Source organism: Azohydromonas sp. (assembly GCF_035325925.1).
In the GTDB taxonomy this organism is placed as follows: Bacteria; Pseudomonadota; Gammaproteobacteria; order Burkholderiales; family Burkholderiaceae_C; genus Calidifontimicrobium.
Genome location: NZ_DAOKZA010000044.1, coordinates 1 through 14,216, shown reverse-complemented (window position 1 = coordinate 14,216; position 14,216 = coordinate 1). Strand labels below are relative to the sequence as shown.

Sequence of the window (14,216 nt, the reverse complement as noted above, 5' to 3'; positions counted from 1 at the left end):
CCCGCCCCCCCGACGGATCCATCGAGATGACCCACGTTCGCACCCCCGCCCTGCCCAGCCGGCTGCCGCACGTCGGCACGACGATCTTCAGCGTGATGTCGGCGCTCGCGCACGAACACGGCGCGGTCAACCTCGGTCAGGGTTTCCCGGACTTCGACTGCGACGCGCGGCTGGTCGACGCGGTGACCGCGGCGATGCGCGAGGGCCTGAACCAGTACCCGCCGATGCCCGGCGTGCCGGCGCTGCGCGACGCCGTGGCCGCGAAGATCGAGGCGCTGTACGGCCACCGCTACGACCCGGCGCGCGAGATCACCATCACCGCCGGCGCGACGCAGGCCATCCTGACGGCCATCCTGTGCTGCGTGCACCCGGGCGACGAGGTGATCGTGCTCGAGCCCTGCTACGACAGCTACGGCCCGAACATCGAGCTGGCCGGCGGGCGCATCGTGCGCGTGCCGCTGACGCCGGGCACGTTCCGCCCCGACTTCCACCGCATCGCCGCGGCGCTGTCGCCGCGCACCCGGGCCATCGTCGTCAACTCGCCGCACAACCCGAGCGCCACGGTGTGGAGCGCCGACGACCTCGCGCGGCTGGCCGCGCTGCTGCGCCCCACCGACGTGCTGCTGATCAGCGACGAGGTCTACGAGCACATGGTCTACGACGGCCGCGCGCACGCCAGCGCGTCGTCGCACCCCGAGCTGGCGGCGCGCGCCTTCGTCGTCTCGAGCTTCGGCAAGACCTACCACGTGACCGGCTGGAAGGTCGGCTACGTCGCCGCGCCGGCGCCCTTGTCCGACGAGTTCCGCAAGGTGCACCAGTTCAACGTGTTCACCGTCAACACGCCGGTGCAGCACGCACTGGCACGCTACATGGCCGACCCGCAGCCTTACCTGGGGCTGAGCGCGTTCTACCAGCACAAGCGCGACCTGTTCCGCGACGGCCTGCGCACGACGCGCTTCGAGCTGCTGCCCAGCGAGGGCAGCTACTTCCAGTGCGTCGGCTACTCGGCGATCAGCGACCTCACCGAGGCCGAGTTCTGCCGCTGGCTGACCACCGAGATCGGCGTCGCGGCGATCCCGCTGACGCCGTTCTACGCCGACGGCTTCGAGCAGCGCATCGTGCGCTTCTGCTTCGCGAAGAAGGACGCGACGCTGCAGCAGGCGCTGCAGCGGCTGGCACGCCTGTAGCGAGACCGCCGCGCGGCGCGTGCGCCGGGGCGATCAGGGCGCGGCGATCAGGACGCGGAGTGAACCGCGAGCGCGAGTTCGTCGGTGCGCACCGCGTGCACCGGAGCCTCGGCGCGCGCCGCGGCAACGCGCGCCGGTGCGTCGTCGTCGGCGTGACGCGCGAGGTCGTCGGCCACCTGGTACAGCAGCAGCAGGTCCTCGAACGCCGGCAGGTCGAAGCCGCCGGCGTGCGCGGCTCCGTCGGCGCGGTCGAGGTCGATGTCGACGCCGTGCGGACGCAGCAGTCGCTCGGCCAGCCTCTGCGCGGCGCGTGCCGGGTCGTGCCACACGGCCTGCAGCGACACCAGCGTCGCGTCGTCGACCGACGCCGGCGCGGCCGCGGCGCCGTCTCGCCACGCCGGCACGCGCACGCAAAAGCGCGCGGCGAACTGCCGCGCGGTGTGCTCGTAGGCGTCGCGGTCGCCGAGCGCACGGTGGATCTCGAGCAGCTTCAGGTACGGCATCGGCGCGTGTCCCGCGGTGCGGCGCATCTGCGCGCGCAGCAGTTGGACGGCCGACGCCTCCTGCCCGAGCACGATCAGGAACTCGACCTGCTGCTCGAGGTCGACCTGCTCGTCGAAGCTCAGCCGCGGCAGCGCCGGCGCGTGGCGGGTCGCTGCGGCCCGCAGCGTGTTGACGCCCGTCGCCCGCGCCGCGACCGGCCGCGGGGGCGCGGCAGCCACGGGCGGCGGTTCGGGCGGTTCGGCCGCCGCCGCCGCCGTAGCGACGTCGGCGTCGTCGTGCGGCGCAGCGACCGGCGGCGGCGCGGGCATGGGTTCGGCGGCATCCCCGGCGCTCCACCACGGCGTGCGCAGCCCGCGCCGCGACCGCCAGGCCAGCGCGAAGCCGAACGCGGTGCTCGCGGCCAGCGCGGCCACCAGCCAGGGCCACAGCGCCGACCGGGACTCGGCACGCGCGAGGTCGCGGCGCGCCTGCGCCAGCGCGGCGCGGTCGGCGTCGGCCCGAGCGACTCGCGCCGCGCCCGCCGCCGCGGCGGCCTCGAGGCTGGCGAGCCGTTGCGCGGCCTGCGCCGCGGCGGCGCGGGCGTCGTTCAACGCCGCCTCGGCGGCATCGGCGCGCGCCCACGCGGCCAGCGTCGCGGTGCTCGGCTCGAGCACGTCGACCTGCAGACGCGGCTGCACTCGCGCGACGGCGTCGCGCGGCGGCCGCGACCTGGCGGTCGGGGTCGACTTCGACCGGGTCTTCTCGGCCACCGTCGTCGATCGTGCCGGCTTTGCCGCGTTCGTCGCGCGCGAAGGCGGGCGGGTCGCGCGCGCGGGCGGGCGCGGTGGCGTCGCGGCGGCTGCTGCGGTGACCACGGGCGGGGCCCCCGCGGCGGCCGGCGGCAGCGCCGCCACCGGCTCGGTGCGCAGGTCGGGCCGCTCGCCGGCGTCGGCGCGCCGCGGCGGCGGTTCGGTGAACAGCACGTAGTGCCGCACGTGGCGCGCCGGACAGCCCAGCGACAGGCGCAGTTCGACCACCGGCTCGTCGATCGCCAGGCCGGTGCGCAGCCGCACCCGCACCTGCGAGCCGCCGGCCGGCACGACCTCGATCGCGACCTGGTCGCGGGTCAGCCGCCGCTCGCCGACGCTCAGCTCGGCGCCGACGCAGGCGGGTTCGAGCGTCTCGCCGGCGGCCAGCTGCACCGGCACCGACAGGTCGAGCGCGCGACCCAGCGGCAGCGGCGAGCGCGCCGCGCCGACGGCCAGCGCCGACGCCTCGCCGCAGGCGATGCCGGCGGCGACGACCAGCGGGCGCAGCAGTCGGCGCGAGGCGCGGGGGCGGATGCGATGGACCACGTCTGGGTATCGGCCGCGGCGCGCCGCACTTGGCCCGCGATGCGTGAACAAAGCCGCGCAAGCCGGCGTGACAGAATCGCCGCCTCCCCCTCCCCCTGCCGCCGCCATGCCCGCCGCGCTGAACCCCCCCCCCCCCCCGCGCCACCCCGCCACCACCGTCGCCATGCCTGCCGCGCTGAACACGTCCCGTCAGGGCGCCACGCTGGTGCTCACGCTCAGCGACCCGGCCACGCGCAACGCGCTGTCGCCGCAGGCCTACGCCGCCGGCATCGAGGCGCTCGAGACCGCCGAAACCAGCGACGACATCCGCTGCGTCGTGCTGCGCGGCGAGGGCGCGCACTTCTGCGCCGGCGGCGACCTGAACCGCCTGCGCACCACGCGCCTGCGCGACGACGGCGGCGGGCCGGCGGCACAGCGTGCGTCGATCGACCAGTTCCACGCCTTCGTCGAGGCGATCCGCGCCTGCCCGAAGCCGGTGGTCGCCGCGGTCGAGGGCTTCGCCGCCGGGGGCGGCTTCTCGCTGGTGCTGGCCTGCGACCTCGTCGTCGCCGCCGACGACGCGCGGTTCGTGATGAGCTACGGGCGCGTCGGCCTGACGCCCGACGGCGGCGGCAGCTGGCAGCTGGCGCAGCGGCTGCCGCGCGCGCTGGCGCTGCAGCTGATCTGGCTCGCCGAGCCGGCGGGCGCGGCGCAGCTGCAGCAGTGGGGGCTGGTCAACCAGGTGGTGCCGGCCGGCCAGGCGCTGGCCGAGGCGCTGCGCCTGACCGAGCGGCTGGCGCGCATGGCGCCGAACGCGCTGGCCGGTGCGAAGGAGCTCGTCGACGCGGCGCCGACGCACGCGCTGCGCGCGCACCTCGACGACGAGCGCGAACGCTTCGTCGCCAACCTGTTCCACCGCAACGGGCTCGAAGGGCTGGGCGCCTTCCTCGAGAAGCGCACGCCGGACTTCCGCTGACCGCGCGGCGCCGTCGCGGCGTCTCCCGCCCCCGCTGGCGCGCGACGGTGGCACGACCGCGCCGGCCGGGGGTCATGGACAATCGGCGCCGAGCGCCCAGGGGCTGTCGCTTCAGGGACAAGCCATGCATACCCCCGTTCTTACAATCTCCGAACGCCAGAACATCGAATCCGGTCCGTGGTTCTCCAAGCTCTCGTTGCCGCTGCAGCAGGCGATCCTGTCTCGTGCGACGGTGCGCCGGCTGCCGGACGGCGTGCAGCTCGGCTCGCGCGGCCAGCCGGCCGAGATGTGGTGCGGGGTCGCCAGGGGCGCGGTGCGCATCAGCTCGGTGTCGCTGTCGGGCAAGCAGATCACGCTGTCGTACATGGAGCCGGGCACCTGGTTCGGCGACATCTCGCTGTTCGACGGGCTGCCGCACACGCACGACGCGAACGCGCACGGCGAGACCACGCTGCTGTGCGTGCGCAGGAACGACTTCAAGGACCTGCTCGACCAGCACCCCGAGCTGCCGCTGGCGTTGCTGCGGCTGAACTGCCGGCGCCTGCGGCTGATGTTCGACGCCATCGAGGACCTGGCCACCCGGCCGCTGGCCGCGCGGCTGGCCAAGCAGGTGCTGCTGCTGGCCAAGAGCTATGGCATCGAGCAGGGCGAGGAGATCCGCATCGGGCTGCAGCTGGCGCAGGAGGACCTCGCGCAGTTGCTCGGCGCGTCGCGCCAGCGCGTGAACCAGGAGTTGAAGGGGTTCGAGCGCGAGGGCGCGGTGCGCGTCGAGCCGACGCGGCTGGTCGTGCTGTCGCGCGACAAGCTGATGGCGATCGCCGAACGCTGAGCTAGGCGCGATGGAACAGCACTACACCGGCACCCGCCCCGTGGCCGAGCAGCACCGCGTCGACGTCGGCGCGCTCGAAGCCTACCTGCGCGCGCACCTCGACGGCTTCGCCGGCCCGCTGGCGATCGAGCAGTTCAAGGGCGGGCAGTCGAACCCGACCTACAAGCTGGTCACGCCGGGTGCGTCGTACGTGATGCGTGCCAAGCCGGGGCCTGCGGCGAAGCTGCTGCCGTCGGCGCACGCGGTCGAGCGCGAGTTCCGCGTGATGCGCGCGCTCGCCGGCACCGACGTGCCGGTGGCGCGCATGCACCTGCTGTGCGAGGACGAGTCGGTGATCGGCCGCGCGTTCTACGTGATGCAGTTCGTCGAAGGCCGCGTGCTGTGGGACCAGTCGCTGCCCGGCATGACGCGCGAGCAGCGCGGCGCGATCTACGACGAGATGAACCGCGTCATCGCGGCGCTGCACCGCGTCGACGCGGCCGCCGTCGGGCTGGCCGACTACGGCAAGCCGGGCAACTACTTCGAGCGCCAGATCGGTCGCTGGAGCAAGCAGTACCAGGCCTCGGTCACCGAGCCGATCGAGGCGATGGACCGGCTCATCGAGTGGCTGCCGGCGCACGTCCCGCCCGGCGCGCGCGACGCGTCGCAGGTGTCCGTCGTGCACGGCGACTTCCGCCTCGACAACCTGATCTTCCACCCCGACGAGCCGCGCGTGCTCGCGGTGCTCGACTGGGAGCTGTCGACGCTGGGGCACCCGCTGGCCGACTTCAGCTACCACTGCATGGCGTGGCACATCCCGCCGGGCACGTTCCGCGGCATCGGCGGGCTCGACCACGCGGCGCTGGGCATCCCGTCGGAGCGCGACTACGTGCGCCGCTACTGCGAGCGCACCGGCCGCGGCGACCCCGACGCGCTGATGGTCGACTGGAACTTCTACCTCGCGTACAACCTGTTCCGCATCGCGGCGATCCTGCAGGGCATTGCCAAGCGTGTCGTCGACGGCACGGCGGCCAGCGCCCAGGCACGCCAGGCCGGCGCCGGTGCGCGCCCGCTGGCCGAGCTCGGCTGGAGCTTCGCGCAGCGCGCGCCCTGAACCCTCTGTCGACGGAGACCACGATGGATTTTGACTACTCCCCGCGCACCAAGCAGCTGCAGTCGCAGCTGCGCGAGTTCATGGACGCGCACGTCTACCCCAGCGAGGCGCGCTACTGGCAGGAACTCGACGCCAACACGCAGGCCGGCCGGCGCTGGACGCCGCTGCCGGTGATCGAGGAGCTCAAGGGCAAGGCGCGCGCCGCCGGGCTGTGGAACCTGTGGCTGCCCGAGAGCGAGTACGGCGCCGGGCTCACGAACCAGGAGTACGCGCCGCTGGCCGAGATCATGGGCCGCGTGCCCTGGGCCAGCGAGGTGTTCAACTGCTCGGCGCCCGACACCGGCAACATGGAGGTGCTGGTGCGCTACGGCACGCCCGAGCAGAGGAAGCGCTGGCTCGAGCCGCTGCTGGCCGGCGAGATCCGCAGCGCGTTCGCGATGACCGAGCCGGCGGTGGCGTCGTCGGATGCGACGAACATCGAGGCGCGCATCGAGCGTGTCTCGGCCGGTTCGGGCGACGAGTACGTCATCAACGGCCGCAAGTGGTGGACCAGCGGCGCCGGCGACCCGCGCTGCAAGGTCTTCATCTTCATGGGCAAGACCGACCCGTCGGCGCCGCGCCACTCGCAGCAGTCGATGATCCTGGTGCCCGCCGACGCGCCGGGCGTGAAGGTGCTGCGCGCGCTGTCGGTGTTCGGCTACGACGACGCGCCGCACGGGCACATGGAGGTCGACTTCGCGAACGTGCGCGTGCCGGCCACGAACATGCTGCTCGGCGAGGGCCGCGGCTTCGAGATTGCGCAGGGGCGGCTGGGCCCCGGGCGCATCCACCACTGCATGCGCACGATCGGGCTGGCCGAGCGCTCGCTCGAGGCGATGTGCCGCCGTGCGTCGAACCGCGTCGCGTTCGGCAAGCCGATCTCGCAGCAGACGGTCACGCAGGAGCGCATCGCCGAGGCGCGCTGCATGATCGAGCAGGCGCGGCTGCTGACGCTGAAGGCCGCGTGGATGATGGACACCGCGGGCAACAAGGCGGCGAAGGCCGAGATCGCGATGATCAAGGTCGTCGCGCCGACGATGGCCTGCCAGGTCATCGACTGGGCGATGCAGGTGCACGGCGGCGGCGGGCTGAGCCAGGACTTCCCGCTGGCGCAGTACTACGCGCACGTGCGCACGCTGCGCTTCGCCGACGGCCCCGACGAGGTGCACCGCAACTCGATCGCGAAGATCGAGCTCGGCCGCCACGCGGCCTGACCCCACGGCGCCGGCGGGCGCGCGGTCAGCGCGTCGTGGGCCGCGCGTCGGCATCGTCCGAACGCGCCCACAGGCCGGGCTGCGTGCTCGGCGCGCCGCGCCCGCCGCCGTGGCGGTCGACCGCGACGCGCGCCTCGCGCACCGCGGTGCGCATCAGCGCCAGCGCCGACTCGATGCGCGCCAGCTCGGGCCACGGCAGCGGCAGGCGCATCGTCAGCCGGCCCCGTTGCGCGATCAGCACCAGCGGCTCGCTCGGGTCGAGCCAGCCGGTGGCCGCGTCGGCCAGCGCCTTCGACAGCGACGAACCCACCCACTGCGCGATCGCGTCGGGCGGATAGCCGGTGGCCCCGAAGTGGTCGCGCAGCGCGCCGAGCTGGGCCGACGGCAGCCGCGGGTACAGCACCAGCCAGCGCATCTCGTCGGGCGTGGCGTCGTCGATGCGCGTCTGCAGGTCCTCGGTGTACTGCTTGAAGACCTCGGCCTCGAGCGACTGCATCAGCCGCCGGTTGAGCACCAGCATGTGCACCGCGTCGCCGCCGCCCAGGTCGGCGCGCAGGCGCAACTCGAAGCCGTCGATGTAGCGACGCTGGCTGGCGCCCCACTCGAGGCGCCAGGCGTCGCCGGGCGCGCGGCTCTCGACGATCAGCCCGTCGCCTTCGGGCTTGACGCGCAGGTCGTGGCCCTTGCGCTCGGCCCAGTCGGCGAGTTCGGGGAACGGACGCCCGAGGGTCTTGCTGGACCACCAGCGACGGATCGATTCCAGCATGCTCGGCGATCCACTAGAGTCGGGGCCAGTTCCCCGCCACGCTCCACAACAAGGCAGTCATCATGATCGAAGTGTATTCGTGGGCCACGCCGAACGGCCACAAGGTGCACATCATGCTCGAGGAGTGCGCGCTGCCGTACCGCGTGCACCCCGTCGACATCGGTGCCGGCGACCAGTTCGACCCGGCGTTCCTGGCGATCAGCCCGAACAACAAGATCCCCGCCATCGTCGACCCCGACGGCCCCGACGGCGCGCCGATCTCGCTGTTCGAGTCGGGCGCGATCCTGGTGTACCTGGCCAGCAAGGCCGGCAGGTTCCTGCCCGACAGCGTGCGCGGGAAGTACGAGGTGCTGCAGTGGCTGATGTTCCAGATGGGCGGCATCGGCCCGATGCTGGGGCAGGCGCACCACTTCCGCATCTACGCGCCGCAGAAGATCGACTACGCGATCGAGCGCTACACCAACGAGGCCAGGCGGCTGTACGGGGTGCTCGACCGCCGGCTGGCGAAGTCGCGCTACATCGGCGGGCCCGAGTACTCGATCGCCGACATCGCGGTGTTCCCGTGGCTGCGCTCGTGGAAGAACCAGGGCATCGACTGGGTCGACTACCCGCACCTGAAGGGCTGGTTCGACGAGATCGGTGCCCGCCCCGCGGTGCGGCGCGGCGTCGAGGTGCTGGCCGACCGACGCAAGCCGCTGAGCGACGACAGGGCGCGCGACGTGCTGTTCGGCCAGCGCCAGCTCGAGCGGCGCTGAGCCGGACCCGGCTCCTACAATCCTCGCCGCTGCCCGTAGCTCAACTGGATAGAGCAGCTGCCTTCTAAGCAGCAGGTCGGGGGTTCGAGTCCCTCCGGGCAGGCCAGTGTGGGAGGGATCAGAGGCCCACCCTGGCGCGGTCCAGGCGCAGCGCGATCTGGAGTTGCTGCAGGGCATCGGCCTTCGTGGCATCACCCCTTGCCCAGCGGCGGGCGTCCGAAAAGGGTCGACGCATTGCTGATCGGGCCGAGTTCGGCCACCGCGGCCAGCAGCGCCGGGGCCAGCGCTTGCATGCGCTGCACGCTAAGCCGCGTTCGCGGGCCGGCGATGCTGATCACGCCGATGGCTTCGTGGCGCCGCATCACGGGTGCGGCCACGGCGCTCATGCCGGGCGCGAACACCTCGTCGATCATGGCGTAGCCGCGCACGCGTGCGGCGTGCAGAAATCCCAGCAGGGCCTTCACCGTGGTCGGCGCGTTCGGGCCGAACTCGCGCGGCGTGCCGAAGCCCTGGCGCATGACCAGTTCGAGCGCCCGCTCGTCGCTGAGCGTGTGCAGCCAGGCGTGGCCCGAGGCCGAGCACGAAAGCCACACGTCGGCACCCATGTCGGGGTCGTAGCGCACGCCCTGCTGGCGCACGCCCTGCGCCTTGGCCACGAAGGTGAGGCGGTCGACGTCGACGAGCGACAGGCGCACGAGCTCGCCCGAGGCCTGCGCGAGCCGCTCCAGCAGCGGACCGGCGATGTCGACGATGCCGCCGTGGCTGAGATAGCCCAGGCCGATGGAGACGACCTTGGTGGTGAGCTGATAGTCGCCCTGTTTGCGCTTCTGGCGCACGTAGCCGCGCTGCTGCAGGTCGGCCAGCAGGCGGTGGCAGGCACTCAAGGGGATGTCGAGCTCCTCGGCCATCAACGCCAGCGGCAGGCCGTCGGGGTGACGGGCCAGGTGTTCGAGCAGCGATAGGCCGCGGTCCAGGGCGAGGTTCATGTCTGTGGTTTCGTCTTTCCCGATGTGGAAATCGTTTCCAATGTGGAAAGTGTTTCCTTCGACGGGCCAAGAATGCGCGTCAGCCGCGGCCACCGATCACTGTAGGCCAGCCGCGATGCCCCGCCAAGCCCGCGAATCGCGAATGCCATGAACGCCCCCGTCCACATCCTGAACGGCCCCAACCTCAACCTGCTGGGTGTCCGCGAGCCGCACCTGTACGGATCCACCACCCTGGCGCAAGTGGAGGCGCGCTGCCGCGCGCTGGCCGCCGAACTCGGTCTGGCTTGCGTGTTCCGCCAGTCCAACCACGAGGGTGTGCTGGTGGACTGGGTGCAGGAGGCGCGCGCGGCGCGCGCCGCGCTGATCATCAACCCGGCGGGCCTGTCGTTTCGCTCGATCCCCTTGCTGGACGCGCTCAAGACGCTGGACCGGCCAGTGATCGAGGTCCACATCACCAACATCCACCGTCGCGACCCACCCTACCAGCACTCGCTCACCGCGCTGGGCGCCACCGGTGTCATCGCCGGCCTCGGCCCGCTGGGCTACGAGCTCGCGCTGCATGCGGTGGCCCATCGGCTGCGCGAAGCGGCCACCGTCTGAGACGATTTCCTCGCCCCGACCCACCCACGGAGACAAACAACATGAGAACCACCCACGATCGCCGTTCCATCCTGTGCGCCGGCGCCGGCCTCGCGGCCGCGGCGCTGCTGCCCGGGCGGGCCCGCGCGCAGACCAAGCTGCGCTTTGCCGCGGTGTTCTCCGACACCGACATCCGCGCCGAGATGATCAAGCGCCTGGGCGCCGACATCGCGCCCGATCACGTCATCGAGGCGCACCTGAACGCCACGCTGTTCCGCCAGGGCACCGAGCTGGTGGCGCTGCAGCGCGACAACCTGGAGATGGGCAACATCGCGCCGCAGGACATCTCCAAGCAGGTGCCGTCGTGGTCGGTGCTGACCTCGGCCTACCTGTTCCGCGACGCCAATCACCTCAACGCCTTCTTCGCCAGCGACCTGGGCGCGCAGATGAAGAGGCAGGTGGAGGACCAGCTCAAGGTGAAGATCCTGGGCCCCACCTTCTTCGGCACGCGCCACGTGGGCCTGCGCGGCAAGAAGAAGGTCAACGTGCCGGCCGACCTGGCCGGCGTGAAGCTGCGCATGCCGCCCGGCGACGCGTGGCAGCTGCTGGGCCGCTCGCTCGGCGCCAACCCCACGCCGCTGGCCTACGCCGAGACCTACACCGGCCTGCAGACCGGCACCGTGGACGGCCAGGACAACCCGCTGCCCAACGTGCAAAACATGAAGTTCTACGAGGTGATGGGCCAGATCGTGTTGACCTCGCACCTCGTGGCCTTCGACCTGTTGACCTTGAACCTCAAGACCTGGCAGGCAATGTCGGCCGACAAGCAGCGCGCCTTCCAGGCCGCGGTCGACAAGGCGATCGCCTGGAGCGCGGCCGAGCACCAGAAGCGCGAGGCCGAGCTGGCCGAGGGTTTCCGCCGCCAGGGGCTGGACGTGTACGTGCCCAACATCGCGGCATTCCGCGAGCACGCGCAGAAGGTCTACCTGGCGTCCGACGAGGCCAAGGCTTGGGCGCCCGGCGTGCTCGACAAGATCGCCGCGATCAAGTGAGCGTCCTTCGCACGCTCGCTCGTGCCGCCGAGATGGTGGCCGCGACCTTGCTCGCGGTCATCTTCCTCGCCTTCATCCTGCAGATCGCGCTGCGCTACCTGTTCGACCTGCCGGTGGGCTGGACGGCGGAGATCTCGCTCGTGGCCTGGCTGTGGCTGATCCTGTGGGGCTCGGCCTTCGTGCTGCGCGACGAGGAGGAGATCCGCATCGAGCTGCTCAAGGCCGTCTTCGGCCCGCGCGGGCAGCGCATCGTGACATCCCTCGGCGCCATCGCCGTCGTGGGGCTGTTCGCGCTGGCGTTGCCGGCCACCTGGGACTACATCACGTTCATGAAGGTCGAGCGCAGCTCGTACCTCAAGATCCGGTTCGATTGGCTCTACTCGATCTATCTGGTGTTCGCAGTCGCGGTCATTGCACGCCACGTCGGGCGGGTGGTGAACTCGCTGCGCGGCCCATCACCGGCCGAGTCCACCCGCATCAGCTCTCTTTGACGTGAGCGCGCGTTGAACCCGACGAGTCCATTCTCGCTGGCGGTGGCGGCCATCGTCTTGCTGACCCTGTTCGGTGTACCCATCGGCCAGGCCATGATCGGTGGCTCCATCCTCTACCTCTGGCTCAAGGGCATGGACATGGGCAGCGCCGCCGAGCAGCTGCTCAACAGCACCTACTCCAGCTACCTGCTGCTGGCCATTCCCCTGTTCATCCTGGCCGCCAGCTTCATGAGCTCGGGCAGCGTGCTCGACCGGCTGCTGCGCTGGTGCAACGCGCTGGTAGGGCGCTTCCCCGGCGGGCTGGCCCAGGTGAACGTGCTGCAGAGCGTGGTGTTTGCCAGCATGTCGGGCTCGGCGCTGGCCGACGCGGCAGGCTCGGGCAAGCTCATGCAGACGATGATGACGCGTGACGGCCGCTACCCGGCGTCCTTCGCCGCCGCGCTGACCGCGGTGTCGGCCGTCATCGGGCCCATCCTGCCGCCCTCCATCCCGCTGGTGCTGTACGCGCTGGTCTCTGGCACCTCGATCGGCTACCTGTTCCTGGCCGGCGTGCTGCCCGGGCTGCTGCTCGGCGCGGTGCAGATGGCCCTGATCCACCGCCTGGCGCGGCGCCACCGCTTTCCGGTGGAGGATGCCGTGCCGCTGCGCGAGCTGCCGCGCATCACGCGCGAGGCCCTGCCCGCGCTGATGATGCCGGTGCTGTTGCTCGGCTGCCTGTACAGCGGCATCACCACCCCGACCGAAGCGGCCGGCGTGGCCGCCGCCTACGCACTGCTGATTGCGGCCTTCTACTACCGCAGCCTGAACCTGCGCGACGTGTACCAGTCGCTGCAGCAGAGCGCGCGCACGAGCGTGTCGATCGGCATCCTGATCGCCGGCGCCACGGTGTTCAACTTCGTGATCACCTCGGAGAACATCCCTGCCTCGCTGAGCACGGCGATGCGCGGGCTGGATCTCTCGCCGCTGACCTTCTTGCTGCTGGCCAATCTGTTGCTGCTGGTGCTGGGCGCCTTCCTCGAAGGCTCGACCATCATCCTGGTCATCCTGCCGGTGCTGCTGCCCACGGCGGTGGCGCTGGGCGTGGACCCGGTGCACTTCGGCGTCGTCGCCGTGCTGAACATCATGATCGGCCTGGTGACCCCCCCGTACGGCCTGCTGCTGTTCATGATGACCAAGATCGCCAACGTGGCCCTGGGGGAACTGGTGCGCGCCACCCTGCCGTTCCTGGGCGTGATGATGATGGCGCTGGCCATCACCACCCTCTGGCCCGGCTTCGTGCTGTTCCTGCCGCGGCTGGCGGGCTACGGCGGCTGAACGACGACTGACGCACCATGGACAAGCCGCTGCGCATCGACGGCCGCACCGAACTGATCGTGCACCTGGGCCATCCCACACACAGCTTCAAGGCCCCGCTCATCTACAACCCGTACTTCGCGTCGGCGGGCATCAACGCTGTGGTGGTGCCGCTGGCGTGTCGCGCGCAACAGCTGCCCGCGCTGCTGCCGGCGCTGCTCGGGGCCGACAACGTGCGTGGCGCACTCATCACCATGCCGCTCAAGGTGGCGGTGATGGCCCTGCTCGATGCGGTCTCGCCCACCGCGCGCGTGGCCGGCGCCTGCAACGCCGTGCGTCGCGAGCCCGATGGCCGGCTCGTGGGCGACATGTTCGACGGCGACGGCTTCGTGCGCGGCCTGCTGCGCAAGGGGTTGGTACTGAACGGTGCGCACGCGCTGGTCGTCGGCTGCGGCGGCGTGGGCTCTGCCATCGCGGCCTCGCTGGCCGCCGCCGGGGTGGCACGGCTGAGGCTGTTCGACGTCAACCCTGGCGCAGCGCAAGGGCTGCGCGATCGCCTGTCGGTCACCTACGCCGACCTGCGGGTCGAACTGACCGAGCCCGACCCTGCGGGTGTGGACCTGGTGGTCAACGCCACGCCGCTGGGCATGGAACCGGGCGATGCCCTGCCGCTGGATGCGAGCCGCCTGGACGCGCGCGCCTTCGTGGGTGAGGTGGTCATGCGCGAACACATCACCGAGTTCCTGGCCGCGGCGCAGGGACGCGGCTGCCGCGTGCAGGTGGGAACCGACATGCTGTTCGAGCAGATTCCGGCGTATCTGGCGTTTTTCGGCCTGCCGGTGACGAGCCCCGAGCGGTTGCGCGAGCTCGCGGCGCTGAGCACGGCGCAGCGCTGAGACGCACTCGGCCGCGCAGCCAGCGCGGCAGCACCGCGGCAAGCACGGAACACTGCGCCTGCAACACAACACCGCCAGTTCTCCCGGCAGATGGGGCATGGCGCCGCGGATCAAGGCGTGGCGCGAGCGTCGCCAGGCCGTGCGGACGCCGCGGCCGCTGCTGCGCCGCGCGGGGGTGCGCAACGGGAGTAAGCGTGGCCCGAAGACCCTCTTGACGAGATCGCCGGATCAGACGTCGAGGAC

General features: G+C 71.7%; 14 protein-coding genes and 1 tRNA gene. 12 read left to right on the top strand and 3 right to left on the bottom strand.

All coding sequences use genetic code 11. The features are described from left to right. Positions 1 to 26 precede the first annotated feature (26 nt). Entirely contained in the window at positions 27 to 1,187 is a 1,161-nt protein-coding gene (locus PKC53_RS14765; RefSeq protein ID WP_324429907.1) for a pyridoxal phosphate-dependent aminotransferase, read from the top strand. A gap of 47 nt (positions 1,188 to 1,234) precedes the next feature. Here the strand turns inward: PKC53_RS14765 and PKC53_RS14760 are convergent, their stop codons facing one another. After that, positions 1,235 to 3,025: a hypothetical protein gene (locus PKC53_RS14760; protein ID WP_324429905.1), complete on the bottom strand. Its 1,791-nt coding sequence runs from the start codon at positions 3,023 to 3,025 to the stop codon at positions 1,235 to 1,237. Between the two features lie 163 nt (positions 3,026 to 3,188). On the opposite strand from PKC53_RS14760, the gene PKC53_RS14755 reads away from it, so the two are divergent. The 4 genes from PKC53_RS14755 to PKC53_RS14740 all read left to right on the top strand — a co-directional run bounded on the left by PKC53_RS14755 (position 3,189) and on the right by PKC53_RS14740 (position 7,155). Further along, entirely contained in the window at positions 3,189 to 3,980 is a 792-nt protein-coding gene (locus PKC53_RS14755) for an enoyl-CoA hydratase (RefSeq protein WP_324429903.1), read from the top strand. A gap of 124 nt (positions 3,981 to 4,104) precedes the next feature. Then, positions 4,105 to 4,809, top strand: a complete 705-nt coding sequence (locus tag PKC53_RS14750) for a Crp/Fnr family transcriptional regulator (RefSeq protein ID WP_324429901.1) — start codon at positions 4,105 to 4,107, stop codon at positions 4,807 to 4,809. Between the two features lie 10 nt (positions 4,810 to 4,819). After that, the gene (locus PKC53_RS14745) at positions 4,820 to 5,902 is read left to right on the top strand and encodes a phosphotransferase (RefSeq protein ID WP_324429899.1); all 1,083 of its coding nucleotides are present in this window, start codon (positions 4,820 to 4,822) and stop codon (positions 5,900 to 5,902) included. A gap of 23 nt (positions 5,903 to 5,925) precedes the next feature. Next, positions 5,926 to 7,155, top strand: a complete 1,230-nt coding sequence (locus tag PKC53_RS14740; protein ID WP_324429897.1) for an acyl-CoA dehydrogenase family protein — start codon at positions 5,926 to 5,928, stop codon at positions 7,153 to 7,155. 25 nt (positions 7,156 to 7,180) lie between these two features. Here the strand turns inward: PKC53_RS14740 and PKC53_RS14735 are convergent, their stop codons facing one another. Further along, the gene (locus PKC53_RS14735; protein ID WP_324429895.1) at positions 7,181 to 7,921 is read right to left on the bottom strand and encodes a hypothetical protein; all 741 of its coding nucleotides are present in this window, start codon (positions 7,919 to 7,921) and stop codon (positions 7,181 to 7,183) included. 62 nt (positions 7,922 to 7,983) lie between these two features. On the opposite strand from PKC53_RS14735, the gene PKC53_RS14730 reads away from it, so the two are divergent. Both PKC53_RS14730 and PKC53_RS14725 read left to right on the top strand, forming a co-directional pair. Continuing rightward, entirely contained in the window at positions 7,984 to 8,676 is a 693-nt protein-coding gene (locus PKC53_RS14730) for a glutathione S-transferase C-terminal domain-containing protein (protein WP_324429893.1), read from the top strand. A 29-nt stretch (positions 8,677 to 8,705) separates the two neighbouring features. Beyond that, positions 8,706 to 8,782, top strand: a tRNA-Arg gene (locus tag PKC53_RS14725). Positions 8,783 to 8,867: 85 nt separating this feature from the next. On the opposite strand, the gene PKC53_RS14720 is transcribed toward PKC53_RS14725, so the two are convergent. Continuing rightward, entirely contained in the window at positions 8,868 to 9,662 is a 795-nt protein-coding gene (locus PKC53_RS14720; RefSeq protein ID WP_324429937.1) for an IclR family transcriptional regulator, read from the bottom strand. Between the two features lie 147 nt (positions 9,663 to 9,809). Here PKC53_RS14720 and PKC53_RS14715 point away from each other — a divergent pair, with 147 nt between their 5' ends. The 5 genes from PKC53_RS14715 to PKC53_RS14695 are packed head-to-tail and all read left to right on the top strand — an operon-like array spanning position 9,810 to position 13,973. Continuing rightward, entirely contained in the window at positions 9,810 to 10,262 is a 453-nt protein-coding gene (locus tag PKC53_RS14715) for a type II 3-dehydroquinate dehydratase (RefSeq protein ID WP_324429891.1), read from the top strand. Between the two features lie 41 nt (positions 10,263 to 10,303). After that, positions 10,304 to 11,293, top strand: a complete 990-nt coding sequence (dctP, locus tag PKC53_RS14710) for a TRAP transporter substrate-binding protein DctP (protein WP_324429890.1) — start codon at positions 10,304 to 10,306, stop codon at positions 11,291 to 11,293. Beyond that, positions 11,290 to 11,784 (top strand): TRAP transporter small permease subunit, encoded by a 495-nt coding sequence (locus tag PKC53_RS14705; protein WP_324429888.1) that lies wholly within the window; start codon positions 11,290 to 11,292, stop codon positions 11,782 to 11,784. Before dctP ends, PKC53_RS14705 begins: the two co-directional genes overlap by 4 nt. Before the next feature lie 12 nt (positions 11,785 to 11,796). Beyond that, positions 11,797 to 13,098, top strand: a complete 1,302-nt coding sequence (locus PKC53_RS14700) for a TRAP transporter large permease (RefSeq protein WP_324429886.1) — start codon at positions 11,797 to 11,799, stop codon at positions 13,096 to 13,098. A gap of 17 nt (positions 13,099 to 13,115) precedes the next feature. Beyond that, on the top strand, positions 13,116 to 13,973 hold the full coding sequence (locus tag PKC53_RS14695; RefSeq protein WP_324429884.1) for a ThiF family adenylyltransferase: 858 nt from the start codon (positions 13,116 to 13,118) through the stop codon (positions 13,971 to 13,973). The last annotated feature ends 243 nt before the right edge of the window (positions 13,974 to 14,216 follow it).

What these genes read in the sequence shown, in the direction of transcription:
- PKC53_RS14765 (WP_324429907.1), top strand. Translation starts at nt 27, where the DNA reads ATGACCCACGTTCGCACCCCCGCCCTGCCCAGCCGGCTGCCGCACGTC.
- PKC53_RS14755 (WP_324429903.1), top strand. Translation starts at nt 3,189, where the DNA reads ATGCCTGCCGCGCTGAACACGTCCCGTCAGGGCGCCACGCTGGTGCTC.
- PKC53_RS14750 (WP_324429901.1), top strand. Translation starts at nt 4,105, where the DNA reads ATGCATACCCCCGTTCTTACAATCTCCGAACGCCAGAACATCGAATCC.
- PKC53_RS14745 (WP_324429899.1), top strand. Translation starts at nt 4,820, where the DNA reads ATGGAACAGCACTACACCGGCACCCGCCCCGTGGCCGAGCAGCACCGC.
- PKC53_RS14740 (WP_324429897.1), top strand. Translation starts at nt 5,926, where the DNA reads ATGGATTTTGACTACTCCCCGCGCACCAAGCAGCTGCAGTCGCAGCTG.
- PKC53_RS14735 (WP_324429895.1), bottom strand. Translation starts at nt 7,921, where the DNA reads ATGCTGGAATCGATCCGTCGCTGGTGGTCCAGCAAGACCCTCGGGCGT.
- PKC53_RS14730 (WP_324429893.1), top strand. Translation starts at nt 7,984, where the DNA reads ATGATCGAAGTGTATTCGTGGGCCACGCCGAACGGCCACAAGGTGCAC.
- PKC53_RS14720 (WP_324429937.1), bottom strand. Translation starts at nt 9,662, where the DNA reads ATGAACCTCGCCCTGGACCGCGGCCTATCGCTGCTCGAACACCTGGCC.
- PKC53_RS14715 (WP_324429891.1), top strand. Translation starts at nt 9,810, where the DNA reads ATGAACGCCCCCGTCCACATCCTGAACGGCCCCAACCTCAACCTGCTG.
- dctP (WP_324429890.1), top strand. Translation starts at nt 10,304, where the DNA reads ATGAGAACCACCCACGATCGCCGTTCCATCCTGTGCGCCGGCGCCGGC.
- PKC53_RS14695 (WP_324429884.1), top strand. Translation starts at nt 13,116, where the DNA reads ATGGACAAGCCGCTGCGCATCGACGGCCGCACCGAACTGATCGTGCAC.